This window comes from Streptomyces sp. SID13031 (assembly GCF_010548305.1).
Taxonomy (GTDB): domain Bacteria; phylum Actinomycetota; class Actinomycetes; order Propionibacteriales; family Kribbellaceae; genus Kribbella.
The window spans coordinates 259,932-284,916 of sequence record NZ_JAAGLV010000007.1; the positions used below are offsets into that span (position 1 = coordinate 259,932).

21 protein-coding genes are annotated in these 24,985 nt (G+C 68.0%); 10 read left to right on the forward strand and 11 right to left on the reverse strand.

Annotated features, from left to right (window positions below; all coding sequences use genetic code 11):
- Positions 1-51 precede the first annotated feature (51 nt).
- Genes G3I17_RS16715 through G3I17_RS16735 form a run of 5 tightly spaced genes read right to left on the reverse strand, consistent with a single transcriptional unit; the run spans position 52 to position 6,891 of the window.
- Positions 52-2,280, reverse strand: coding sequence for a family 43 glycosylhydrolase (locus G3I17_RS16715; RefSeq protein WP_164597108.1), 2,229 nt, complete (start codon positions 2,278-2,280; stop codon positions 52-54).
- A 24-nt stretch (positions 2,281-2,304) separates the two neighbouring features.
- Positions 2,305-3,132: a carbohydrate ABC transporter permease gene (locus G3I17_RS16720; RefSeq protein WP_164597110.1), complete on the reverse strand. Its 828-nt coding sequence runs from the start codon at positions 3,130-3,132 to the stop codon at positions 2,305-2,307.
- Entirely contained in the window at positions 3,129-4,010 is an 882-nt protein-coding gene (locus tag G3I17_RS16725; RefSeq protein WP_164597113.1) for a sugar ABC transporter permease, read from the reverse strand. The genes G3I17_RS16720 and G3I17_RS16725 overlap by 4 nt, the downstream gene beginning before the upstream one ends.
- Positions 4,007-5,335 carry an ABC transporter substrate-binding protein gene (locus G3I17_RS16730; RefSeq protein ID WP_203590307.1) on the reverse strand — a complete coding sequence of 443 codons (1,329 nt, stop codon included), beginning with the start codon at positions 5,333-5,335 and terminating at the stop codon, positions 4,007-4,009. Before G3I17_RS16730 ends, G3I17_RS16725 begins: the two co-directional genes overlap by 4 nt.
- Positions 5,332-6,891, reverse strand: coding sequence for an alpha-N-arabinofuranosidase (locus G3I17_RS16735; RefSeq protein WP_164597116.1), 1,560 nt, complete (start codon positions 6,889-6,891; stop codon positions 5,332-5,334). Before G3I17_RS16735 ends, G3I17_RS16730 begins: the two co-directional genes overlap by 4 nt.
- A gap of 68 nt (positions 6,892-6,959) precedes the next feature.
- On the opposite strand from G3I17_RS16735, the gene G3I17_RS16740 reads away from it, so the two are divergent.
- The gene (locus G3I17_RS16740; RefSeq protein WP_164597118.1) at positions 6,960-7,961 is read left to right on the forward strand and encodes a LacI family DNA-binding transcriptional regulator; all 1,002 of its coding nucleotides are present in this window, start codon (positions 6,960-6,962) and stop codon (positions 7,959-7,961) included.
- Here the strand turns inward: G3I17_RS16740 and G3I17_RS16745 are convergent.
- From G3I17_RS16745 to G3I17_RS16760, 3 genes are all read right to left on the reverse strand, one after another.
- A complete protein-coding gene (locus tag G3I17_RS16745; protein WP_164597121.1) occupies positions 7,958-9,622 on the reverse strand; it encodes a M14 family metallopeptidase in 1,665 nt (554 codons plus the stop codon). The two genes, G3I17_RS16740 and G3I17_RS16745, sit on opposite strands and share 4 nt — an antisense overlap.
- Before the next feature lie 502 nt (positions 9,623-10,124).
- Positions 10,125-10,865, reverse strand: a complete 741-nt coding sequence (locus G3I17_RS16755; protein ID WP_164597124.1) for a rhomboid family intramembrane serine protease — start codon at positions 10,863-10,865, stop codon at positions 10,125-10,127.
- An 81-nt stretch (positions 10,866-10,946) separates the two neighbouring features.
- Positions 10,947-11,489: a peptidylprolyl isomerase gene (locus tag G3I17_RS16760; protein WP_164597126.1), complete on the reverse strand. Its 543-nt coding sequence runs from the start codon at positions 11,487-11,489 to the stop codon at positions 10,947-10,949.
- 186 nt (positions 11,490-11,675) lie between these two features.
- On the opposite strand from G3I17_RS16760, the gene G3I17_RS16765 reads away from it, so the two are divergent.
- Positions 11,676-12,395, forward strand: a complete 720-nt coding sequence (locus G3I17_RS16765; RefSeq protein ID WP_164597130.1) for a hypothetical protein — start codon at positions 11,676-11,678, stop codon at positions 12,393-12,395.
- A 137-nt stretch (positions 12,396-12,532) separates the two neighbouring features.
- Here the strand turns inward: G3I17_RS16765 and G3I17_RS16770 are convergent, their stop codons facing one another.
- Entirely contained in the window at positions 12,533-12,856 is a 324-nt protein-coding gene (locus tag G3I17_RS16770; protein WP_164597133.1) for a hypothetical protein, read from the reverse strand.
- Positions 12,857-13,086: 230 nt separating this feature from the next.
- The gene (locus G3I17_RS16775; RefSeq protein ID WP_164597136.1) at positions 13,087-13,566 is read right to left on the reverse strand and encodes a methylated-DNA--[protein]-cysteine S-methyltransferase; all 480 of its coding nucleotides are present in this window, start codon (positions 13,564-13,566) and stop codon (positions 13,087-13,089) included.
- Between the two features lie 135 nt (positions 13,567-13,701).
- Here G3I17_RS16775 and G3I17_RS16780 point away from each other — a divergent pair, with 135 nt between their 5' ends.
- Entirely contained in the window at positions 13,702-14,430 is a 729-nt protein-coding gene (locus G3I17_RS16780) for a DUF4328 domain-containing protein (RefSeq protein ID WP_164597138.1), read from the forward strand.
- Between the two features lie 205 nt (positions 14,431-14,635).
- Positions 14,636-16,777: a DUF4328 domain-containing protein gene (locus tag G3I17_RS16785; protein ID WP_164597141.1), complete on the forward strand. Its 2,142-nt coding sequence runs from the start codon at positions 14,636-14,638 to the stop codon at positions 16,775-16,777.
- A 36-nt stretch (positions 16,778-16,813) separates the two neighbouring features.
- Here the strand turns inward: G3I17_RS16785 and G3I17_RS16790 are convergent, their stop codons facing one another.
- On the reverse strand, positions 16,814-17,806 hold the full coding sequence (locus tag G3I17_RS16790) for a hydroxyacid dehydrogenase (RefSeq protein ID WP_164597144.1): 993 nt from the start codon (positions 17,804-17,806) through the stop codon (positions 16,814-16,816).
- Between the two features lie 129 nt (positions 17,807-17,935).
- On the opposite strand from G3I17_RS16790, the gene G3I17_RS16795 reads away from it, so the two are divergent.
- Genes G3I17_RS16795 through G3I17_RS16820 form a run of 6 tightly spaced genes read left to right on the forward strand, consistent with a single transcriptional unit; the run spans position 17,936 to position 24,909 of the window.
- Positions 17,936-19,234 (forward strand): extracellular solute-binding protein, encoded by a 1,299-nt coding sequence (locus tag G3I17_RS16795; RefSeq protein WP_164597147.1) that lies wholly within the window; start codon positions 17,936-17,938, stop codon positions 19,232-19,234.
- Entirely contained in the window at positions 19,231-20,166 is a 936-nt protein-coding gene (locus tag G3I17_RS16800) for a sugar ABC transporter permease (protein ID WP_164597149.1), read from the forward strand. Before G3I17_RS16795 ends, G3I17_RS16800 begins: the two co-directional genes overlap by 4 nt.
- Complete coding sequence (locus G3I17_RS16805; protein WP_343238332.1) at positions 20,163-21,044, forward strand: carbohydrate ABC transporter permease; 882 nt, start codon at positions 20,163-20,165, stop codon at positions 21,042-21,044. The genes G3I17_RS16800 and G3I17_RS16805 overlap by 4 nt, the downstream gene beginning before the upstream one ends.
- Positions 21,041-21,847, forward strand: a complete 807-nt coding sequence (locus tag G3I17_RS16810) for a sugar phosphate isomerase/epimerase family protein (protein WP_164597152.1) — start codon at positions 21,041-21,043, stop codon at positions 21,845-21,847. The genes G3I17_RS16805 and G3I17_RS16810 overlap by 4 nt, the downstream gene beginning before the upstream one ends.
- An 8-nt stretch (positions 21,848-21,855) precedes the next feature.
- Positions 21,856-23,829, forward strand: a complete 1,974-nt coding sequence (locus G3I17_RS16815; protein ID WP_164597153.1) for a DUF2264 domain-containing protein — start codon at positions 21,856-21,858, stop codon at positions 23,827-23,829.
- Positions 23,830-23,838: 9 nt separating this feature from the next.
- Positions 23,839-24,909 carry a LacI family DNA-binding transcriptional regulator gene (locus G3I17_RS16820; RefSeq protein WP_164597155.1) on the forward strand — a complete coding sequence of 357 codons (1,071 nt, stop codon included), beginning with the start codon at positions 23,839-23,841 and terminating at the stop codon, positions 24,907-24,909.
- The last annotated feature ends 76 nt before the right edge of the window (positions 24,910-24,985 follow it).

Here is a 24,985-nt window from a genome sequence, read left to right on the forward strand (position 1 = left end):
TGCACCCCGCTGCTGACAAGCACAGCAGCAGCAACCCCGGCCAGCGCGGCATCACTTGCTCGCGTAGAACCGCAAGTAGTCGAACGTGGCCACCGGCGCCGGGCTGACCCCGGTCTGGTCGCCATGCGCGTACAGGCCGAGCTTCGGAGCCGTCCCGGCCGGCAGCACCCAGGACGCACCCCAGGTCCACTTCTTGCCGTCCGTACTCGTCCCAGCCTGGTAGACGTGCTCACCAGCCGCATTGCGGTGGTAGGCGAGCCGCATCCACAGGGTTGGCGCCGATCGCCCGATCGCCGCGCCGCCGTAGCTAGTGGCCCCGTCCGATGCGCGCGCGACCAACTCACGACCGAACTCCGTCTGCCGCGTCCTCCAGATCGACACGTCCCCGAGCCGCGCGAAGTCGTCGTCGGTCAGGTACGCGATCATCCCGGCCTGCTGGTAGTTGCGGATGTCGCCCGCACCGAGATCGAGCTGCAGCTTCGTCTCCGCGATCCAGCTGTCCCCGGCCGGCACCTGATGGAAGAGCAGCCCGGCGTTGTTGCCGCCGCCGACCAGGTCGGTGTTCTGCACCGGCCACGACAACTTGCCATCGGCAACAATCGCGCGCGCGTCTGGCCGTACCCACGACCATTTCTCCCCAAGGCTTCCGCTGAACTCGTCACCGGCCAGCAACTTCCCAGCCACCGGTACTGCGGCGGCGCGGCGTACCGGCTCCGCCACCGGACGGACCGTCAAGTTGTCGACCTCCGCCGTACCCAGCCAACTCACCGGAGCCGACCGCACCTTCAACCCACGAACCTCGAGTCGCGCCTCGGCGTACAGGTCCCCGAGCCCGGCGTCGTTTACCCGAGCCGACACCGTGCTGCCGGAGACCTCCACGATCAGGTGGTTCCACTGCGACCGGTCGAAGTCGGCAGGCAACAAGGCGCACGCAGTACGGCCGCCCGCGACGATGCTGATCTTGTCGCTGCCAACGCTGACCACCACCGCGCCACCACCGACCACTGTGGTGAAACTGCTGCCGAGCTTCACGCTGGCCTCCACCCGCACTGACCCACCCGGCGCCGCCTGACGTGTCGTCGCTGCACCCCGGATCGAGGCAGTAGGTCCACCAAGCGGGTCACCAGCCAGCCTGGTCGCACCCCAGAGGCCACCTGTCGGATCAGCCGAATTGATGCCAAGACCTGAGCCAGTCGTCGGCGCAGGCTGCGGGGTGTCGGACGGACCGGCGCCCGCCCGCGTACGCGGCCAGCCGTCGATCCAGTCGATCCGGTCGATCAGCAGCGGCCGCCGGTTGATCCCGAACGGGTCGGTCAGCCACGGCGTACCGCGGTCGATCGCGTGGTACACGATGTGGTCCTGGCCAGCCGCGTCGGTGATGAACGCGTGGTGCCCAGGCCCGATCCACTTGTTGCCGTTCTGGGTGATCACGGTCGTACCGCCGACGCGCGACTCGTTCAGGCCTATCCCGTCGGCGTCGACGAACGGGCCGCGCGGCGACTTGGAGCGGCCGGCGAAGACGGAGTACCCGGTGGTCGGGCCGGCGCAGCAGTTGCTCGACGAGCCCATCAGGTAGTACCAGCCGTCGCGGTAGACGACGTAGGAGCCCTCGTAGCGGTCGCCGACGGTCACCTGGGTCGGCGTACCGACCGAGTGCAGGCCGTCAGGGGAGAGCTCCGTGACGGAGAGGCCGCCGTAGAAGCCACCGCTGTAGAGGTAGCGCTTGCCGTCGGCGGCGGTGAGCATGGCCGGGTCGATGGTGCCGAAGTAGCCGCCGTTGCCGTCGGGCTTCGGGGCGACGACCGGGCCGTCGGTGGCGGTCCAGGGACCCGCGGGAGTCGGGGCGGTGGCCACGCCGATCCCCGGATCGCCACCTGGGTTGGCGAGCGTGTCTGTGACGGTGAAGTACATGACGTACCGGCCACCGAAGTACCGGATGTCGGGTGCCCAGAAGAACGACCCCGGCGCGGCCCAGGCGGGTTTGGTGCTGTCGTCGAAGACCGTGCCGAGGTACTCCCAGGAGCCGAAGTCCTTGGTCCTGGCCAGGTGCATCAGGCCGAACGGGCCATTGGCGACCAGGGGATCCGAGGTGGCGTAGGCGTACCAGTAGCCGTCGCGGCCCTGGATGATCGACGGGTCGGCGAATGTGTCGGCGAAGGGTGATGAGATCGCGTTGAGCGTGGTCACTGGTGGTGGCGCGGGTGATGCGACGGCGGCTGTAGTACCGGCAGCTACCGAAGCGACAGCCAGAGCTGCCGCCAGCAAGCGTCTAGGAGGCACGGGCGGGGTCCTCTCTCACAGAAATCAGCCTTTGATGCCGCTGCGGGCGACACCTTCGATGACATAGCGCTGGACGAAGATGTAGAGGATCAGGACCGGGACGGACGCGACGGTCGCGCCGGTCAGGATCACCGGATAGTCGGTCGTGTAGGCGCCCTGGAGCAGCTTCAGGCCGGCCGGCAGCGTCAGCCGCTCGGGCGAGAAGAGCACGTAGAGCGGCCAGATGAAGTCGTTCCAGTTGGCCAGGAAGGACAGCACGGTCAGCGTGGCGAGCGCGGGTTTCGCGTTCGGCAGGATGATCCGGGTGAAGACCGTCCACGCGTTCGCGCCGTCGATCATCGCCACCTCTTCGAGCTCCCGGGGTAGGGCGAGGAAGAACTGCCGCATGAAGAACACCCCGAACGCACCGGCCGCGCCCGGGACGACGAGCGCCCAGAGCGTGTCCAGCCAGGCAAGCTTGTCCATCAGCAGGTAGTTCGGCATCAAGAAGACGAAGCCCGGCACGAACAGCGTCGCCAGGATCAGCCCGAAGATGGGCTTCTTGAAGCGGAACTCCATCCGGGCCAGCGCATAGCCGGCCATCGACGCGACCAGCACGACCAGCCCGGAGTGCAGGGTCGCTGCGACGAGCGAGTTGAGGAACCAGCGCAGTACCGGGTTCTGTCCGCCGGTGGTGAGGACTTCGCCGTACGCACGTCCGGTCGGGTCCGACGGGATGAGCGTCGGTGGCGCCTGCTGGGACTCGCCGATCGTCTTGAACGAGGTGATCAGCATCCACAGCAACGGCGCGACGAACGCCAGCGTCAGCAGCGCCACCAGCACCCAGAAGCCGACCGACGGCCGCCGTCTCATGGCTTCCGCTCCCTCAGCAGGGCGAAGTTGATCAGCGAGACGACGGCGAGACAGGCCGCCAGTACGTAGCTCATCGCCGTCGCCTGGCCCATCCGGAACTGCGACAGACCGGTGTCCGCGATCACCATCAGCGCGGTCCTGGTGCTGTCACCCGGGCCGCCCTGCGTCACCAACAGGGCCTGACCGAACATGTTGGCGGACGCAAGGATCGTGATCGTGACGACGAAGGTGAAGACCGGTCGCAGCCCCGGCATCGTCACGTTGCGGAAGACCTGCAGGGGACCCGCACCGTCGAGCGCGGCGGCCTCGTACTGCTCGGCCGGGATGTCCTGCAGCCCGGCCAGGTAGATGATCGCGTTGAAGCCGATCGTCCACCACACCGTCATCCCGACCAGCGAGGCGAACGCCCACGGCTGCTCGGTGGTCCAGCCGATCTCGCCGATGCCGAACAGCCCGAGGAACGCGTTGAGCACGCCGAAGCTGGTGTCCAGGATGTACCGGAACATCAGCCCGACCACGGCCACCCCGAGCACGTACGGCGCGAAGAAGACGGCCCGGAAGAACGTCCGGCCGGGGAAGCGGCGGTTGAGCAGCACGGCCAGCCCGAGCGGCAGCGTCACCAGGAACGGTACCGACGCGAGCGTGAAGATGGCCGTCGCCCGCATCCCGTGCCAGAACGGCTCGGCCGTGGTCGACTGCGAGTCGAACAGGTCCTTGTAGTTCTGCAGCCCGACGAACGGCTTGCCCGGCAACTGGAAGTCCCAGTCGTGCAGGCTCATCCACAGCCCGAAGATCGCCGGCCCGACGACGAACAACAGAAACAGCGCGAGATACGGCGCCAGGAAGAGGTACGGCGTAGCCCGGCCGTATCCCCTCATCCGCCGTACTTCTTGCGGTTGGCCTCCAGGAGCTTGTCCGCTCGGGCGGACGCGTCGGCCAGCGCCTTGGCCGGCTCTGTCTTCAACAGGACGGCCTCGTTGACCGCCTTGTTCAGCTCGGCCAGTGCGTCACCGATACCGGGCACGGGCGGCGGGAAGTGCAGGTAGTCGATCTGGGTCGCCAGCGCGGCCTGGTCCGTCAGCGCCTTGAAGTCGGCCGATTCACGGACCTGCTTGCGGGCCGGCACCTGGCCGCCCTTTGCCCACTCGAGCGACTTCTGGCTGACGTAGTTGACGAAAACCCTGGCCGCGGTCGACTTGTTCTGGTCCGGCGTCTTCAGCTTCGGCAGGCAGAACTGGTGCGAGCCGGCCCAGGCCGCCTTGGTCCCGCCGATGTTCGGCAGCGGCGCGACGCCCCACTCCAGGCCCTGCTTCTCCTTGAACGTGTTGATGTTCCAGATGCCGTTCCAGACGAAGGCGTTCTTGCCGTTCATCACGGCGATGTTGTCCGCGTCCTGCGCGACGTTCTTCGGGCTGTGGCCGTTCTTCACCAGGTCGGTGAACCAGCTCAGCCCCTTCACGCCGCCTTCCTCGTGCCAGATCGCCTTCGAGGAGTCGGCGTTGAACAGGTCGCCGCCGAACTGCCAGATCAGCGCCTGCACGCTGAGCACGCCGGTGAACGGGAACGGCGTCGCCCAGTGGCCCTGGATTCCCTTGCTCTTGAGGGCATCCAGTGCGGCGGCGTACTCATCGGCGTTCGCCGGCGGCTTCGCCGGGTCGAGGCCGGCCGTGGTCATCAGCTTCTTGTTGTAGAAGAACCCGAGCGGGTGCACGTCCAGCGGGATGCCGTACCGCTTGCCGTTGTACTCGCCCGCCTTCCACACGACGTCCGCGAAGTCCTCCTGCTTGAGGCCCAGCGCCTTCGCGACGTCGTCCAGCGGCTCGATCACGTTCCGGGCGGCGTTGGTGGCGAGCGAGTCGACGTGCATGATCGCGACCGCGGGACCCCGGCCGCTGCTCACCGCGGTGGGCAGTTTGGTGTAGTAGTCGGCCCACTGCATCACGGTCATCTTGACCTTGATGTTCGGGTGCTCGGTGTTGAACGCGTCGACGATCTTGCGCATGAACGGGCCGTCACCACCGGTGAACCCGTTCCAGAAATCGAGCTCGACGGCCGGGCCGTCGTACCCTTTCGCGCCGCCGTCGCCGGTCGCGGGTGCCGCGCCGGGTTTGCCGGACGAGCCCGAGCCGCAGGCGGCCAGCGCGCCGGCCGCCCCCAGAGCGCCGATTCCGCCCAGCATCATTCGCCGGTTGATGGTGTTCACCGTGTACCTCCAGGGGAGAGCCTGATCATGTGCCACGAGGCAGGGGGCAACGTGGCCGTACAGCTGTCATTGGCGACCTCGGTACCGTCGATGTGCTGCGGCACCACCCGGTCGGGGTCCTCGGCGGTGTTGACCGCGCTCCGGTCGTCGTCGTACAGGGCCAGGTGCTCGACCACCTGCAGGCCGGGCATCAGCGGCACCTCGAGGTCGACCTTGTCCGTCTCGCTCCGGTTCACCACGAAGAGCACCACCTCACCGGTGCTCTCCTCGTACGTCGCCGTGCTCCACAACGCCGGCACCCGCCCGTACTGCGCGGTGTCGATCTCCGGGCCAGCCACCTCGGTTCGCAGTACCGTCGAGCCCGCGTACTTCGCGGTGAGCGCGAACGGATGGAAGATCGTCTGCCGCCAGGCCCGACCGCCGGGCTCGGTCCGGATCGGGCCGATCACGTTGACCAGTTGGGCCAGGCAGGCGATCTTCACCCGGTCGGCGTGCCGGAGCAGGGTGATCAGCAGGCTGCCGACGACCACCGCGTCGTCGACCGTGTAGATGTCCTCGATCAGCGGGCCGACCTCGCGGATGTCCAGACCGAGCTCACCGGGGAAGTCCTGCTGGCGCCAGACGTTCCATTCGTCGAACGACAAGGTGATCTCCTTGTCGCTGCGCTTGAGCGCCTTCACGTGGTCGGCGGTCGCGACGACCGAGTCGATGAACCGGTCCATGTCCTCGGCGGCCGCGAGGAAGCTCTGCTGGTCGCCGTCCTTCGGCTCGTAGTACGCGTGCAGGCTGATGTGCTCGACCAGGTCGTAGGTACGCTCCAGCACGGTGCGTTCCCAGTCGCCGAAGGTCTCCATGTGCCGGTTGCTCGACCCGCAGGCGACGAACTCGACGCTGGGGTCGACGCGGCGCATCGCGTTCGCGGTCTCCTCGGCGAGGCGGGCGTACTCCTCGGCAGTCTTGTGGCCGATCTGCCAGGGTCCGTCCATCTCGTTGCCCAGGCACCACACTTTGATGGCGTGCGGGTCCGTACTGCCGTTGGCGACCCGGCGGTCGGCGGTCGCAGTACCGGCCGGCAGGTTGCAGTACTCGAGCAGCTCGACCGCCTCGGTGATACCGCGAGTGCCGAGGTTGACGGCCCAGATCGGCTCGACGCCCGCCTTGCGGGACCAGGCGACGAACTCGTCGGTGCCGAACTGGTTCGGCTCGACCGCGCGCCAGGCCAGGTCGAGGCGCCGCGGCCGCTGGTCCTTCGGGCCGACACCGTCCTCCCAGCGGTAGTTGGAGACGAAGTTGCCACCCGGGTAGCGGACCGCGGTCACGCCCAGTTCGCGGACCAGCGCGAGGACGTCCTCGCGGAACCCGTCCGGGTCGGCCGTCGCGTGCCCGGGCTCGTAGATCCCGGTGTAGACACAGCGGCCCATGTGCTCGACGAAGGAGCCGAACAGGCGTCGGTCGAGAGCACCGACGGCAAACGCGGGGTCGACCGCAAGACGTGCCACAGATCCTCCAGAGAGATCTTTACAACGATTAACCTGGAGTTCTACAACGATTGACATCCGCTGTAAAGAGCTGGTCCCACCGCGCCGTGGCACACTCAGGCGACAAGCGGGCGAAGGGACTATGGATGGCGACCAGACTGAGCGATGTGGCGGCGCGCGCCGGGGTATCGGTGAAGACGGTCTCCAACGTCATCAACGACTACCCGCACATCACCGCGCAGACCCGGGCCAAGGTCGAGGCCGCGATCGAGGCGCTCGAGTACACCCCGAACGTCAGCGCCCGGTCCCTGCGCAAGGGCCGCTCCGACTTCATCGCCCTGGCGATCCCGGAGATGGCCTCCCCGTACTTCGCGGAGCTCGGCGCCGCCATCAGCCGGGCCGCCAAGAAGCGCGGTATCACCGTGCTGATCGACCAGACCGAGGGCGAGCCGGCCGCCGAGAAGCTGGTCCTCGACGGTATGCGCGGGCAGCTGATCGACGGCATCATCTTCTCGCCGATCATCACCGCGCCGGCCAAGATCGACCTCGCCGCGACCGCGAAACCGCTGGTCCTGCTGGGCGAACGGCACGCCGGCGGCACCCTCGACCACGTCGCGGTCGACTCGGTCCAGGCGTCCTTCGACGCGACCACGCACCTGATCTCGATCGGCCGGCGCCGGATCGCCGCGATCGGGGTCGGCGGCGGCGCGGGCACGGGCGCAGTACGGCGTAAGGGGTATCGCAAGGCGTTGAAGGCCGCGGGGCTGCCGCACGATCCGGCACTGGAGCTGGCCGGGACCGGGTACCACCGCGAGGACGGCGCCGCGTCGATGCGCGAGCTGCTCGCGTTGCCGGAGCCGCCGGATGCCGTGTTCTGCTTCAACGATCTGCTCGCGCTGGGCGCCTTGCGCACGCTCGCCGACGCGGGGCTGTCGGTACCGGGCGATGTCGCGGTGGTGGGCTTCGATGACATCGAGGACGGCCGCTTCCACTCGCCTTCGCTGACGACGATCTCGCCGGACAAGGAGTGGCTCGCCGACAACGCCGTCGGGCTGCTGCTGGACCGGATCGCGGGAACCGGTGAGGTCGCTCGTCGCGACCTCACCGTTCCCTACACGTTGCAGATCAGAGAGTCTTCCGCAGGCTAGAACGCTGCGGCGCAGGTGGTGAGGTTCGCCGTGACGGAGGCTCCCCGAGCCACTGTGATCGCACGGGTTTCCAGCACCTGACCGGTCGGGCGCTCACAAGTCAGCGTCCAGGACTCCGTACCGCCTTGCTGGACGACGATCGGCCGGGTCGACGGGTTGGCGTGGTACGTGTAGGTGCCACCGGCCGGGACGGTCATCGTGGTGTCCAGGACGTCGGGGATGAGAGTCCCGTTCCACGTCTTGGTGGTGAACGACTTCTTCAGCCGCAGGACGGCGCCGGCCGGGCCCGTACCGGTGATGACCGAGTGGCGAGCCGGGTTGATCGTGCTCTCCGCGGCGATCAGGTAGGCCTCCCGGTTTCCCTTGCCTGCTGTGCTTCCCGAGCCGAAGTAGTAGTTGGCGATGTTGCTGAACGCCGGGTGGAAGCTGCTCGCGCCGTGCTCGAAGGTGAACCCGAGACCGCCCGTCGCGTAGTACGACCAGTCTTCGGTGGTACCGGTCGTGTCGTAGAGCTCGTAGCCGAACTGGCTGTCGTAGCCGTTCTGCGCGGCCATCTGGTCGCCCAGCGACTTGTAGAGCGCCTCATCCGGGGTGTTGCCGGCACCGGCGTACCCGGGCTCGCGTAGTACCAGGTTGGAGTAGGTGTGGTTCGTGATCAGCGTGGTCGCCTGGTACGACGAGACGAGTGTCTGGATGTTGCGCGACTCGGGCTCGCTGAAGGCGCTCGCGCCGCGGTACGTCTCCGAGGTGAGGCTGGTCGACGCGCCCGGTCCGCCCCAGAAGCCGGCGTAGTTCCGGTTCAGGTCGGTGCCGCGAGACTGGTTGGACGACTGCGAGCACTGGCCGGTGGTCGGGATCTGGCCGTTGGTGATCCGGCAGTTCTTCCGCTTCATCTCGTAGCCGAGCGTGCGGCTCAGGTTGAAGCCGTCGGGGTTCACCACCGGGACGATGACGACACGCGACTTGTCCAGGATGTTGGTGATCCGCGGGACCACGCCGTCGTTCTTCAGCAGGTCGTAGGCGAACTCCATCGTCAGCTCACCCGACGGCCATTCGCGCGCGTGGTGCAGGCCCATCATGACGAAGACGGGCTTGCCGCTGCTCACGTTGACGTCCCTGCTGATCTCGATGCCGCGGACGGTGCGACCCTCGAGCGAGGCGTTCTTCAGCGTGATCTGCTTGACCTTCGTCGGGTACTGCGACGCCAGCGCCGCGAGATCGTTGGTGTAGTCCGCCAACTGCCGGTACGCCGTCCGTCCGCTCGGCAGGGTGGCCAGGATCGCCCGGCTCTTCACCGCCTTCGCGTACGCCGCGTCGGCCGCCTCGCGTTCCTTGTCGGCGCCGACCAGGTCGTCCTCGAGGACCGACCAGGTGAACCCGGCGAGGGTCAGCAGCCGCCGATCTTGGTTGCCATAGGCAACTACGTCGACATAGTTCTTGCCTGCGGACTCGGCCAGGTCGAGGTCGAGGGTGTTCAGCCGCTTGCGGTCGGCCATGGTCGGGGTGTTGATCCGGAGCAGCTGGATCAGCTCGGCCTTCTCGTAGGCCTGCACCTTGCGGTCGGGTGGCGCGACAGCCTGGACGTGACTGCCGGCGCCGACGACGAGCACGGCCGCAATCGCGAGGGGGACGAGTCGGTGCCATCGGGCGGGATGGAACACGGTGACCTCCAGTAGTGAGGTTGTTGCGATGGGTAACTGGAGGGTAGGGCCCGCACGCACAACGCGAAAGCAATTGCCGGAAGAGTGCGGGGAAACCCGCGCGCAGCCTGGAAGCGGAGACCACCGAGCACCTGCCGGCTGGCCCCCTGAACTCCCACTTTGTGCACCGGCTAGGCATCTACTCGCCAGTACGACGCTCAGGCGGTGCACAAAGTGAGGGTTTAGCGGTGGCCGATGGCGGCTAGTTGCTCGGCGAGGGTGCGGCGGAAGGCGGGGAGGTGAGCGAGCAGGTGGAGGCCGGCGTTGCGGGCGGGGCGGAGGGCAGCTGGTGCCGTCGCCAAGCGGGTCAGTCGGTGCGCGAGTGCTACGACCCGGACCGCCTCTGCGCGACTCGCCGTCGCGTACTCGTCCAGCTTGGTCTCGTCGCCTAAGAAGCAGTCGCCTGGCTGGGCCTGGCGATCACCCGCTACTTGACCGGCGAAATCTAGAACCCTGAGCTCTGTCAGCGGCGGGACTTGGCGCGGCGGCGTTTGGTGTCTTGGAGGTAGAGCCAGGCGACTGCTGCCCCGGTGATGAAGCCGCCGAGGTGGCCTTGCCAGGAGACGTTCGGGACGATGACCGAGAAGATGGCGGTCACCGCGACGTAGCCGATGATCCAGGTGATGTCGAGGTTGCGTGCCTTGCTGATCACCAGCAGGGCACCGACCAGCCCGAGGACCGCGCCGGAAGCGCCGAGCGTCGCGCCGGTGGGCGCGGACAGCTGCCAGACGGCGATCCCGCCACCGAGCGCGGACAGCAGGTACAGCAGGGCGAACCGCAGCCGGCCGAGCAACTGCTCCAACTGCTGGCCGAGGACCCAGAGCATGAACAGGTTCGAGAAGATGTGGAAGATCTGCTGATGCGTGAAGGCCGACGTGAGCAGCCGCCACGGCTGCGACTCCACCAGGACCGGGAAGAGCACCAGGTCGTTCAGGACCCGCGGGCTGCCGGCGCTCACCGCGATGAACACCAGCACGTTCAGCACGATCAGCGTGATCGTGACGATCTGGGTGTTACCGCGCGCCACGCCGCCCAGCGACGTCCGGGCCCTCGGGATCGACTTCACGCCCTCGTTGAAACACGACGGGCACTGGAAGCCGACCGCGGCGCTGTTCATGCAGTCCGGGCAGATCGGCTTGTCGCACCGCTGGCAGCGGACGCCGGCCGGCCGGCCCGGGTGCCGGTAGCAGACGGTCTCGGTCACGCCCTGATCCTCCGCAGTCGTGCAGCAGTCGTGAGAAAGGGTACAAACCGGCCGCCGTCGAGGCGGCCGGTTCGCGGTGGATCAAACGGTCTTGCGCTCGATCTTGACGCTGCTGATCACGATCGGCTCGGTCGGCCGGTCGCCGGCCGTGGTGGCCGCGGTCGCGATCGCGTCGACGACCTTCTTCGAGTCGTCGTCGGCGACCTCACCGAAGATGGTGTGCTTGCGGTTCAGGTGCGGCGTCGGGACCACGGTCACGAAGAACTGCGACCCGTTGGTGCCCTTGCCGAACTGGATGCCCGCGTTCGCCATCGCCAGCAGGTACGGACGGTCGAACTGCAGCTCCGGGTGGATCTCGTCGTCGAAGCTGTAGCCCGGCGAGCCGGTGCCGGTGCCCAGCGGGCAACCACCCTGGATCATGAACCCGTCGATGACCCGGTGGAAGCCGAGTCCGTCGTAGAAGCGCGCGGTGCTGGCTTCACCCGTCGTCGGGTCGGTCCACTCCTTCGTGCCTTCGGCGAGGCCGACGAAGTTCTGCACCGTCTTGGGCGCGTGATCGGGGAACAGCTTGATGACGACGTCGCCCTTCGTCGTCTGCAACGTCGCGAACAGTTCTTCGGCCACGGGAAACTCCTCATCGGGTTACGGCTTACGGCATCGATCCTGTCATGGGCCACAAGTTCGGGCCGCATCGACGTGCCCAGGGTGATCTCAGGGTGTGGCCCGAACGTTTAGCACCCGGGTACGTCGTACGATGCAAACAAAGCCGGATTTGTCCAGAGTCGAATCGAAGCCTCCATGGAGGAAACCGTGGGTTTGTTGAAGTCCAAGGGCCGGGTCGAGACCGCGAAGGACAGGGTCCGCCCGCTGGCCGAGTCCGCCGTGGGCAGCGCACGGGAGAAGGTGACGCCGTACGCCGAGAAGGCTGTCGAGCGGGGCGCCGCCGTGGCCCATGCAGCGGTGGAGAAGGCCGGACCGGTCATCGACGACGCACTGAGCAAGGTCGGACCGGCGACCGAGCACGCCGCTGAGCGGGCTCGTGAGCGGTTCAACGAAGACGTGCTGCCGAAGGTGACCGCCGCGCTGGCGACGCTGGCCGCCGCGGCCGAGCCGGTCATCGAGGAGAGCTCACGCCGGGGCAAGGCCACCGCGGCCGCGCTCAAGGGTGAGATCGACGCACCCAAGAAGAGCCACAAGCTGCGCAAGGTGGTGCTGTTCCTCGGTTTCGGGGCGATCGCCGCCGCGGCCGTGAAGAAGCTGCTCACCCCGCCGGAGCCGGCCTGGCAGTCGACCCCGACCAGCGGCCGCGACTACAGCTCGGCCCCGGCCGGTACGACGTCGCGCCCTACTGCCGAGAAGCCGGCCGCTGCCGCGCCGAAGGCCGAGACGCCGTCAGCGAACGGCAAGACCGAGGACGCGAAGGCGGCCGACGCCGGCACCGACGAAGCCCCGATGGCCTCGTCCAACGGCGCTGCCAAGAAGCCCACCGCCCCGCGCAAGTCGACCGACGCCAAGCCGACCGACTCCTGATCGCCGGCGGGCACCCAGCCCGCCGACACCACCGCAACGGCGAAGGCCGCGACCCCCAGCTGGAGGTCGCGGCCTTCGTCATTCCCGGACAACCTCCCACCCGCCGTGCCGCGCGTAGCGCGGTGCGGTGCGGTGGGTCAGTTTGGGGTGGTGTCTTCGGAGTCGTCCTCGTGGCGGTCGGGGCGGGTGATGGTGATCCGGCCGGCCGACAGCAGTTGGGTGGCGTAGCGGTGGGTGATGCACGGGTAGCTGCCGCCGCACTCGCGGCAGACGGCGTCGTTGCGGTGCAACCAGGGCAGCACGCCGAACCGTTTCATCCGGGTCAGCGGTTCGCGATCCGGTGCGTGCAGTTGCAGGGCCGATCGGGCCGCGTCCTGGATCTCGGGCGCGGACCACTCTTCGGCGCTCTTGTCCATCAACTGGCTCAGGTCGTCATGCGACGCCGAGCTGGGCTGCGTCATCTCTTCGTCTCCGGCGGGTCGGGGCGGAACCAGGGTGCGACCGCGGCAGCGGCGAACGGACCGGAGCTCTTGGTCAAACGTGTGATCGAACCGTGTTAGTGCGATCGCACACGGCGACATTAGCGCCTGCCTGGCCGAACCCTGCCATCGCAACGACCGGGCCGTAACTTCTTTACGTTCCGGCCGGAACTTCTTCACGCAGTGTTCAGGACCTCGCCCGCGGCGGTCGGTCAGAGCCACTTGGTTTCGAGCGTGATCCGCGCCTCGAGCTCGAGCAGATGCCGCTTCAGCGGGATACCCCCACCGAAGCCGACCATCTTGCCGCCGGCCCCGACAACGCGGTGGCAGGGCACGATCACGGCGATCGGGTTCCGGTTGCACGCGACCCCGACCGCCCGCGCGGCTCCCGGGTCGCCGACCGCCTTGGCTACGTCGCCGTAGGTGTGCATCTCGCCGTACGGGATCTGCTTCAGCTGCTCCCAGACTGCGCGCTCGAACTGCGACCCGCCACGCGCCGACAGCGGCAGGTCGAACTCGGTCAACTCGCCGGCGAAGTACGCCTTCAGCTGCTCCTCGGCCGCCATCAGCACCTCGTCGCGGGCGCGATCCGGCCCGAGCTCGATGGCGCCGAACCGCAGCCGGCACAGACCGTCGTCGTCGACGGCGACGGACAGCTCCCCGATGGGCGAATCGAACACGGACCAGCGCATGGTCCTATCGTCCACCTCAACACCGACACTTTGATACCGACACCGTTCGCCCGTACGGATGGTTCCCACTCGATCACTGTCTGTGTGCTATCTCTGTTTCCTCGTCGTACCGAGCCGTCTGCCAAGGGGGTGCACGTGACCGGTCAGCCGCCGATGGATCGGTGGTTCAGCTCCGAGGAAGCGATGGGCCTGGGCGCCTCGGTGCTGATCGGCGTGGTCACGGTGCTCGGCTGGGCCACCGCCTGGTCCGACTGGTACTCCTTCCGCACCCTCGAGCGGTACCCCGACGACGAGAGCCGGCTCGACCAGGCCGACCTGGTCTCCGGCTCGCTCGGCATCGTCGCGGCGCTTGCGCTGTTCGCCGCCGCGGCGGTCTTCGTCGTCTGGCTCTGGCGGGTCCGCTGGAACGCGGAGATGTTCTGCCGCGGCGAGCACCGGTTCACCCGTGGCTGGGTGCTCGGCAGCTGGATCTGCCCGGTGGTGAATCTCTGGTACCCCAAGTGGGTGGTGGACGACATCATCGCGGCGAGCGACCCGCGGACGCCGCCGCAGACGCCGACGCTGCGCGGTATCCCCGGCACCCGGCTGGTCTGGGCCTGGTGGCTGACCTGGGTGGTCGGACTGGTGCTCGACAACGTCGCCCAGCGCAGCGTGCTGGACGGCGAACCACATCTCTCCGAACTCCGGACGAATGCTGTGATGTCCGGCATTTCCGCGATCAGCACGACCGCGGCCGCCGTCCTCGCGGTGCTGTTGATTCAGCGCGTCAACGAACTCCAGCTACGCCGGCCGTGGACGCCGTGGTGGGCCCAGGACCAGGCCGGATACCCGCTCGGCCAGGGCTTCCAGCCTCCTGCGGGGTAAACCAAACCGTTACACAAGGTCGAGTTCATCGTTACAAGTGGTGATGGACCTACGAAAAGACCGCGTTAAGTCGATACCCTCCGTGCTGGCATCGACTCCACAGGGGTACTTACTTCGTGGTATCAATGTGGCTCGGTCACGCGGGGGCAGGATTCGACCGAAACGCCGAACAGACGGAGTTCCAGCAACGCGAGGGACGCACGACGTGAGCCACCCGCAACGAGCAGTTCTTTCTGCTGTTGAAGAAAACGATGAGTGGCAGCCACATGCTGCTGAGGACTTTCAGCAGGTCAGCACGGTCGGCAAGATCGCCATCGGCCTGCTCGGCGCCTCCACCATCACTCACCTGCTCTGTACGTGGTCGGACTGGAACACCTACTCCGTCGTCAACACCTATCTGTCCGGCGGGCCCGGCGTCGACAACCCGGACCTGAACCGCGCCGACGAGATCTCCCGGATCACCGCGATCCCGAACGTCATCGTCTCCGTCGCCGCCGCCGTGGTCTTCGTGATCTGGCTGTGGCGGGTCCGGGTCAACTCCGAGGTCTTCTGCCAGGCCGACCACCGCCGCAGCCACGGCTGGGTGCTGGCCAGCTGGTTCTGCCCCGGCCCGAACCTGATCTATCCGAAACAGATCGTCGACGACATCTGGCTAGCCAGCGATCCGAAAACTCCTGTGTACGCCGACGACCTGCGCCGGCTCAGGAAGCCCCTCCTCACGAACGTGTGGTGGGTCGCCTGGGTCGGCGCTCTCGTGTTCGACGTGGTGATCCGCCGAGCGCTGATGTGGATGGAAGCCACCGTCGGCTCCCTGCGCGGCATCGCCCTCGCCGGTACGGCGTCCCTGCTGCTGACCGCCGTCTCCGCCGTCACCGCGACGCTGATCATCCGCAAGATCAACTCCATGCAGACCACCCGCGAGTGGATGCCCTGGTGGGACCAGCGCGAGCCCAAGCTGGTGGCCGTCCCGTCGTACCGGATCGCCGCCGACGACGACACCTCCGAGCAGCCCGCGATCGCCGAGCCGATCGCCGCCCCGGCCCCGCGGCTGGAGCGTCAGCCCGCGCTGGCGATCGCCGCCGGTGCTGCCTTTGACACGACCCAAGAGGCCCCGCCGAAGTGGAGCCCGTTCGCGCCGGCCGCCGAGACCGCGGCCGCGCCGTCGTGGGAAGACGCAGGCCCGGCCACCGAGCAGTTCAGCCCGGTCGAGAGCTGGCGCGAGGACACCGGCCAGGTGATCGAGGCGCTGCCGTCGTACCAGCAGACGGCTTCCGGTCTGGAGACGCCGACCTGGTCCAGCCCCTCCAACCCGTACCTCCCGGCCCCGAGCGACGACCTGCTCTCCGCGCCGCTGCCGAGCTGGCAGGCCGAGACCATCGCGCCGCCGTCGTTCGCACCGGCCCAGCCCGAGCCGTACGCGTACCAGCCGGCCGCCCGCGCCGCTGAGCCGTCAGAGCCTTCGTGGGCCAGCTCGTACTCCGAGCCCTACTCGTACAGCGACACCTCGGACTACCTGACCTCCTCCGAGCCGGTAGCGACTCCCCAGCCCGCACCCGAGCCTGAGCCCGCGCCCGTTGCGCGCGCTGGTCGCAGGGCCGCTCGGGTCGCGGTCGACAGCCCGTCGACCGTCCAGGCCGCGGTGCCCGCATCGGACGGCTACTACCAGCAGGCGCCGGCCCTGCCCGCGCAGGACGACTACCTGACCCCGTCGAAGCCACTCCCGACCGTCCCGTCATACGGGCCCGAGCCGTCTTACACGCGGGAGACCAGCTACAGCAGCCCGGCCCCGACCTACGCGCCGGAGACGACCTACACCGGGTACGACGCCCCGGTGGTCCCGGCGGCGAGCACCCCGGAGTACGAGACCTCCTACACCTCGGACTACTCGCCGACCTACGGGTACTCCGAGCCGACGGCGCCCGTGACGCCGGAGCCGACGTACACGCCTGACACCAGCTACACCTCGACGTCGTACGACAGCTACTCGTCGGAGACCTCGTACGAGACGTACAGCCCGACCACGAGCTACGACTCGTACACGACGCCGGAGCCGACGGCAGCGCCGGAGACCTACTCCAGCAGCGCCTCGGACTCCAGCACCTCGGACTACAGCGGCACGAGCTACGACAGCTCGTACAGCCCGACGTACACGCCGGAGACCTACTCCAGCGACTACACGTCGGATTACAGCGCCAGCTACTCCGACCAGCCGGCCACGGACTACCAGTCGTCCCCGTACTCCTACGAGGCCCCGGCCGAGCCGACCCCGGCCACTCCGGCGGAGTCCGAGAAGGACGACTCGGAGACGACTGCACCCCGGACGGTCCCGCGTCGACGCTGGGTCTGACCAAGCCGTCAGGTCTGACCCAGCCTTCAGGTCGGACTAGGCCATCAGTTCGTAAGTAGCCGGCAGTACTTCGTGCCGTAGGTCGCGACCGGTGCAGTAGCGGCGGATCTCCTCGACGACGATCGCGCCCTGGGTCCGGCGGGAGTGCTGCGTCCGGGCGCCGAGGTGCGGCGTGAGCAGGACGTTCGGCAGCCGCCACCACTCGGAGTCGACCGGCAAGGGCTCCTCGTCGAAGACATCGAGGGCCGCGCTCAACCGGCCGGTCCGAAGCTCGGCCAGCAGCGCCGCCGTGTCGACGAGCCCCGATCGGGCGGTGTTCACCACGACACCGCCGTCCGGGATCAGCGCCAACTCGGCCACACCCAGCATCGAGCGGGTCTCCGCGGTGACGGGCGCATGCAGCGCGACGACAGCCGATCCAGAGAGCAGCTCGTCGAGCGGGACGAGCCGGGCACCGAGTTGCTTGGCTTCGCCGTCGTCGAGATAGGGATCGTGCAGTAGTACCTCGGCGCCGGCCGCGACGACCAGCTTCAGGTACGCCCGGCCGACCCGGCTCGCGCCAATCACCCCGATCGTGGTCTCCGCCAGCGTCCGGCCGAGGCCGAGACCCAGATCAGCGCCGGCCCAGTCGCGACGGCCGGTCATCACCCGATCGACCCGGTCCAGGTCGCGGAGCCGGGAGATCGTCATGAAAACCGCCAGCTCGGCCACCGACTGCGCCATCCCCGCCGAGGCCTGACTCACCCGCAACCCCCGGTCGAGCAGGCCGGGCGAGACCAGTGACCGGATCGTTCCGGCGCTGTGCACCACCAGCTTCAGCCGCTCGCCCGGATCCGGTGGCAGCGGGCGCGACCCCCAGCCGGTGATCAGCACGTCCGCCGCCAGCCTTTCGGCATCGGCGTCGGCCCTTTCATCGGTGTTGCCGGCCCGGCGGCGGACCTCGGCCAGCGGCGCAAGCTTGCGCGCGAGATCAGCCCCGAAGAGCTCGATCTCAAGCTTCGGCGGCAGATCGACGAACACAACGACCATGGCGGCGGCCTTCCTCGTAGTAACAGATAGGTCTGTTTCTAGGTATTGCGTAACGATACTAGAAATGCCTACTGTAGCGGGAAGCGTTTACCAGGATGACCGCGTTGTCTGCAGGAAGTGGTGAGGGTTATGCAGCGAGGAATCAAGGCTGCGGGGGCAGCAGTACTGGCCGTGGCGCTGGCGACGGTGGCCGGTTGCGGCGGCGGCGACTCGGCCCAGGAGGGTCAGGACGGTCAGGACCCGGCGACCGCGACCGGCACCCTGCGCGTCGTGGTGCCGAACTTCTCGGCCGACAACGAGGGCCAGGCCGTCTTCCAGGGCATCGTGGACATCTTCCACACAACTTATCCACAGATGAAGGTCGAGCCCGACTTCGTCCCCTACGACAACCTGAACCAGAAGATCTCCACCTCACTGTCGGCCGGCCGCAACTACGACGTCGTCAGCGCCGGCATCGGCTGGGTCCAGCCGCTCGCCGACCTCGGCGCCATCCAGAGCCTGACGAAGCTCGGCGTGAAGACCGAGGACCTGGAGAAGACCGTCTACCCGGCCTTCATCCCGCCGATGAAGTTCGACGACGACCTGTACGCCGTACCGATCGTCGCCAACCCGCGGCTGCTCGCGTACAGCAAGAGCGCCTTCACCGAGGCGGGTCTCGACCCGGCCAAGGCGCCGCAGACGCTCGACGAGCTGCGCGAGGACGCGAAGAAGCTGGCCAAGCGCGACGCCAAGGGCCAGCTCACCCGGACCGGTTTCGACTTCTGGGCGCCGGCCAGCAACTACCGCCAGCAGTTCGTCGACTTCCTCGGCGCGAAGGGCGGCCAGATGTTCGACGACAAGAACCAGCCCACCTTCGCCAGCCAGCAGGGCACCGACGCACTCGAGCTGATCCACCAGATGGTCGCCGTCGACAAGTCCTCCACGTACGGCTACCAGAACACCGCGAAGACCGCGCTTGTCACGACCGGCGAGGCAGCGATGGGCTTCGCCAGCCCGTACGTCGACTGCGGTACCTCTGGTGAGGGCATCGGGGCCAAGTGCAAGGACCTCGTCTACTTCAACCTGAAGGACGCCAAGGAGGTCATGTACGTCGGTGGCCGGGTGGCGGCGGTCGGCGACGGGACGAAGTACCCGCAGGCGGCGCTCGCGTTCATCAAGGCGATGCAGGACCAGAAGTCGCAGGAAGCGATCTCCAAGCTCGATGTCGGCGTGCCGATCAGCAGCGACGCGGGTGACTCGGCCTTCGTGAAGTCGAACCCGGCCGGCTCGTTCGCCTGGAAGAACCTGGACAAGGCGATCTTCGAGTACGGCGGTGCGACCTTCCTCGACTTCCGGGCCAAGTTCGGGCCGTCGCTCGACGAGGTGATCCTGGGCAAGAAGTCCGCGGCCGACGCGCTGAAGAACCTCGACGCGGTAGCCCGCAAATGACCGCCCAGCTGGCCGAACGCGCGGCAGCCGTAGTACCGGCGCCGAAGCCGCGCAGGCGTAACGGCGTGGAGCGGGCGAAGGCGCGGGCGGGCTGGATGCTGCTCGCTCCCTCGCTGGTCCACTCGGTCATCTTCATCGCGATTCCCGGCGCGATGGCGGTCTACCTGAGCTTCACCAATGCACGGGTGGCCGGTCAGGGGGACTGGATCGGGCTGAAGAACTACGCGGATCTGTTCCAGGACGCCGACTTCGCGAAAGCGTTGAAGAACACGCTGCTCTACACGGTCGCGGTCGTCCCGGTCGCGATGGCGCTCTCCCTCGCCGTCGCGATCGGGCTGAACCAGAAGGTCCCCGGCCGGGCGTTGTTCCGGACGCTCTTCTACATCCCGGTCGTCACCTCGACGGTCGCCGTCGCGGCGGTCTGGTTGTGGATCTACAACCCGGCCGCGGGCCTGGGCAACCAGGTGCTCTCGTTCTTCGGCGTCGCCCGCTCGGGCTGGCTGACCGATCCCGGCGTCGCGTTGCCGGCCCTGATGCTGGTCGGCATCTGGCAGGGCCTCGGCGCGAAGATGATCATCTACCTGGCCGCGCTGCAGAGCATCTCGCCGGACCTGCTCGAGGCCGCCAAGCTGGACGGCGCCTCCAAGTGGCAGGTGTTCTGGAACGTCACCTGGCCCGGGCTCGCACCGGTGCACTTCTTCGTCCTGGTCACCTCGATCGCGAGCTCGTTCCAGGTCTTCGACCTGATCTACGTGACCACCGGCGGCGGCCCTGCGAATGCCACCAACGTGCTCACCTTCGACATCTTCAGCAACGCGTTCGAGCGGTTGCACATCGGCTACGCGTCCGCCGAGACCGTCGTGATGCTGGTCTTCGTCGGCATCCTGATCAGCTTCGGCCGGCTCAGCCTGCGCAACCGGGGGGACCTGTGAGCAGCATCGGTACGGCGCCCCGGCTCGCGCCCGGCAAGGCGGTGCTGACGGTCGTCCTGGCGGTCGGCGGGTTCCTGATGGTCGTCCCGTTCCTGTGGATGATCCTCACCTCGTTCAAGACCCTCAACGAGGTCAACGGCTTCGCCTGGCTGCCGAACCACCTCGAGTGGATGAACTACGTCAACGCGCTCAAGGCGGCGCCGTTCGCGACGTACTTCCGTAACAGCCTGATCGTCGTGGTCGGCCAGACCATCCCGGTCCTGCTGTTCTGTACGGCGGCCGGCTACGCGCTCGCGCAGCTCCCGATCCGCTTCCGCAAGGGCATCCTCAACTACTTCATCGTGCTGCTGGTGGTGCCGTTCCAGGTGCTCATCGTTCCGCTCTTCCTGGTGGTGCGGCGGATCCCGCTGGCGGGTGGCAACGACATCCTCGGCAACGGTGGCACCGGCTGGCTGAACACCTGGGCCGCGCTGATCGTGCCGTTCGTGTCGGCGCCGCTGTTCACCTTCCTGGCCCGGCAGTTCTTCGTCTCGCTGCCGGCCGAGCTGGCCGACGCGGCCCGGGTGGACGGTGTCTCGGAGATCGGGATCTTCTTCCGGATCATGGCCCCGCTGGCCGCGCCCGCGTTCGTCACGATCGCGCTGTTCAACGTCGAGTCCGCCTGGAACGGGTTCATCTGGCCGCTGGTGGCGACCAGCTCGGAGAGCCTGCGACCGCTGCAGTTCGGCCTGGCCACTTTCGCGCAGGGCTCCGGCAGCGTGCAGTGGCCGTTCCTGATGGCGATGTCCGCACTCGCTACGCTGCCGATGATCTTGCTGTTCATCTTCGGCCAGCGGTACTTCATCGCGGGCATGGCTACCTCAGGGATCAAGGGATGACAAAACTCGCCTTCTCCACGCTCGGCTGCCCGGGCGCCCCACTCGACCACGTCCTAAAGCTTGCTAAAGGCAACAACATCGCCGGCCTCGAACTGCGGACCGCCGACGACGAGTTCACCAACGTCGGTCTCGACGCCACCCAGCGCCGCGACCTGCGGACCCGGATCGAGGACGCCGGTCTGGAGATCCTCGCCGTCAACAGCTACGTCAAGCTGTGCGCCGTCGAAGAGCAGCCGCTCGAGGCGCACCTCGAACTCGCCGCCGACCTCGGTGCGCGCGGGGTCAGGGTCTTTCCCGGTGACGACGTACCGGAGCCGGGCAGCGCGCCGGCGTACCCGACGCTCGGCGACGCGGCCGGTGATTCGCCGACGGCCGGCGAGATCCGGGCGCTCGACCGGGTCACGACGGCGCCGACCGACGTACGGATCCTGCTGGAGACGCACGACTCGCACTCGGCCGGGGCGAAGATGGCCGCGCTCTGCAAACTGCTCGACGCCGAGGCTCCCAGCCACAACTCCAAGGTGATCTGGGACAGCGCGCACACCTGGAGCCACGGCGAGACGCCCGCTGAGGCCTTCGAGCTGCTCAAGCCCTGGATCGACTTCGTCCAGATCAAGGACGAGGACTCGACCGACTACAAGCCGGTCCCCATCGGCACCGGCGATTACCCGATCGCCGAACTCCTGCAGGTCCTGCAAGACAGCGACTACTGGCTCTCCCTCGAGTGGGAGCTGAAGTGGCACCCGCATCTGCCACCGCTCGAAGAGGCGCTGTCGGCGACCTGGACCTGGATCTCCGCCTAAGAAAGGTAATGCTTTTGAAGCCCGTGCTGCCCACACTCCAGCTCTCCGGAGCGCTCGCCTCGTTGCTCCCCGGCGAGGACCGCGAGCTGAGCCCGTACACCGGATTCACCCGGGATCACTGGGTCGCCGTCGCCGATCACCTGCTCGCGTCGGCGGACGCCTATCGATCCCCGCTGGGCGCACGGATCAACTTCCCCGGCCGTCCGTCGCAGCAAGGTCCGGCGACGGACGGGCTGGAAGGCTTCGCCCGTACCTTCCTGCTGGCCGCCTTCCTGCACGCGGGTGGCTCGGACAAGAACGGCCACCTGCGCAAGTACGTCGACGGCCTGATCGCCGGCACCCGTACGGTCGGTGCCGACGACGAGTCCTGGCCGGTCGTCGGGCACATCGGCCGCGACGGTCAGCCGCACGTGGAGGCCGCCGGGATCGCGCTCAGCCTGCATCTGACCAAGGACGACACCTGGGGCCGGCTCCAGCCCGACGAGCAGGATCGGCTGGCCGCCTGGTTCCGGGCGACGATCGAGCACGAGCCGGCGCCCAACAACTGGTACCTGTTCCCGGCGACGATCGCGAGCTTCCTCGAAGGAGTCGGCCGCGCAGACGAGCAGACGCAGTACGTGCTCGACCGCGCGCTCGGGCTGATCGAGGGCTGGTACCGCGGGGAGGGTTGGTACAGCGACGGCGCGGGGGATGCGTTCGATCACTACGTCGGCTGGGCGATGCACCTCTACCCGGTGCTGCACGCGCGGCTTCGCGGTCTCACCACGCTGGAGGAGAAGCTCGGGTCGCGGCTGAACGAGTTCCTGGAGTCGTTCGCCAAGACCTTCGACCGCGACGGCTCACCGCTCTACTACGGCCGCAGCATGACGTACCGGACAGCGACACTCGCGTCGGTGGCACTCGGTGAGCTGGCGAGCCAGACACCCCTCAGCCCCGGCCAGTCGCGCCGCATCCTGTCCGCCGGCCTCCGGTACTTCGTCGAGCACGGCTCGATCACGGAGCACGGCGTACTGTCGCTCGGCTGGCACGGCGAACACCTACCGACCCTGCAGCGGTACTCCGGCCCGGGCTCGCCGTACTGGGCATCGAAGGGGTTCCTCGCGCTAATGCTGCCGGCGGACCACCCCGTCTGGACCGCCGCTGAGGAGTCGCTCCCCGCGGACGAGTCGGACTATGTGCGCGCCGTCGCACCGGCAGGCCTGCTCATCCAGAACACTGCCGCCGACGGTCTGGTGCGCGTGCACAACCACGGCAGCGATCACTTGAAGCCCGACGCGGCCGACGCCGGTGCGCCCGACCCGCTCTATGCGCGGTTCGCCTACTCGACCAGGACCGGGCCGACCTCGCTACACGACCCGTCGGACAACGAGCTGCAGGTGAAGATCCGCCGGGTCTGGAGCGCTCGGCGACGGATCCACGCCGTGGCGGCCGGCGACAACTGGCTCGCGTCCTGGCACGCGCCGCGGTTCCCGCAGTTCTCCCCGTGGGTGGGGAGCGACACGGCTGACGGTGGGCCGGTGCTGCCCTCGGCTCGCATCGACAGCATCACGGCGGTACAGGGTGCGCTCGAGGTACGGATCCATCGACTGGTCTGGGTACCACCGTCGCTGCCGGTGCGGTTGGCGGGCTGGGCAGTCGCCGGCCCGCATCCGAGTGCCTTCGCGACGGACATCGCCGGGACGACGGTCGCAGTACAGGGTGGCGAGCTTCAGTCGCGGGTAGCGGGTCTGCACGGTTGGGAGTCGGCCGGTGCGTCGCCGGCGTCGTTCGGGACGGCGTACGGCGAATGGGCCGTGGTGCCCGAGTTGCACGGCACCACCTCGGCCGGCAGCACCGTCTATGTGGCAGGGGTTTCGCTGAGTGGCGTCGACCTGGACGAGTCGGTCAGCGCGACGGTTGCCGGTGCCGTCGTCCGGGTGAGCTGGCCCGACGGGCCCGAGCAGGAGTTCGACCTGAACGATATTTTCGCTGGGATCAGGTAAGAAGTACTGATGGCTGAGATCGAGGGGGCGGGGCGGCGGAGCGGGCCGACGCTGCGTGACGTCGCCAAGCGCGCCCAGGTCTCGGTCGCCACCGCCTCGCGCGCGCTGGCCAGCGACTATCCCGTCGCCGAGCCGACCCGCGCCAAGGTGCTGCAAGCCGTCGAGGAGCTCAACTACGTCGTCACCAGCCGGACGCCGCGCCGGGCCGCCCCGACGGGCACGATCGCGATGGTCGTCTCGGACGTCGTCTCGCCGCTGCGCAGCCTGGTCGCGACCGGAGTCGCCGAGGCGGCCCAGGACTATGGCCGGCTCAGCGCCATCTACATCACCGGCCGCGAGCTGCGCCGCGAGGAAGAGGTGTTCGCCCGGCTCGAAGAGACCGAGGACGTCGAGGCGGTGATCCTGGTCGGCGGTGTCGAGCAGACCGACGAGTACGAGCAGCGGATGGCGAGCCATGCGCGCGCCCTGCACGCCCGTGGGTCCCAGCTGGTGCTCTGCGGCCGACCACCGCTGGCGCCCGGCGTACCGGCTCTGGTGGTGGAGTACGACAACCGCGGCGGCGCGTACGCGGCCACCAGTCACCTGCTGTCGATGGGACACCGGCGAGTGCTCACGCTGACCGGGCCGGAGCGCTCGACGACGACCATCGGCCGTGTCGAGGGTTACCGCCAAGCCCTTCAGGACTTCGGTACTGCGCTCGACCCGGCTCTCGTGATCCCGGGCACCGCCGACCGCAGCGGCGCCTACCAAGGTTGTCTGCGAGCGCTCGGAGACAACCTGGAGTTCACCGCGATCTTCGCGCACAACGACGTGATGGCGTCGGGAGCACTCGCGGCCCTGCGCGAGAAGGGCCTCAGCGTGCCCGAGGACATCTCCTTGGTCGGCTACGACAACATCCCCGTCGCGCAGGAGCTGTCACCACCGCTGACCACCGTCTACATGCCACACGAGGAGCTGGGCAAGGCCGCGGTCCGCCTGGCCGTCGAGCGCCCGGCCCCCGGCTCGGGCCGTGAACGCCAGCTCCTCGGCACCCACATCGTGATCAGGTCCTCCGTCCGGCCGTTGAGCAGCGGCAGTTGAAGATGGAACCAATTCGGGCCTAGGCCACAATTTCGCGTCGGCGCATGACGTTGGGCACCTGTCACTCGTCAAAGGA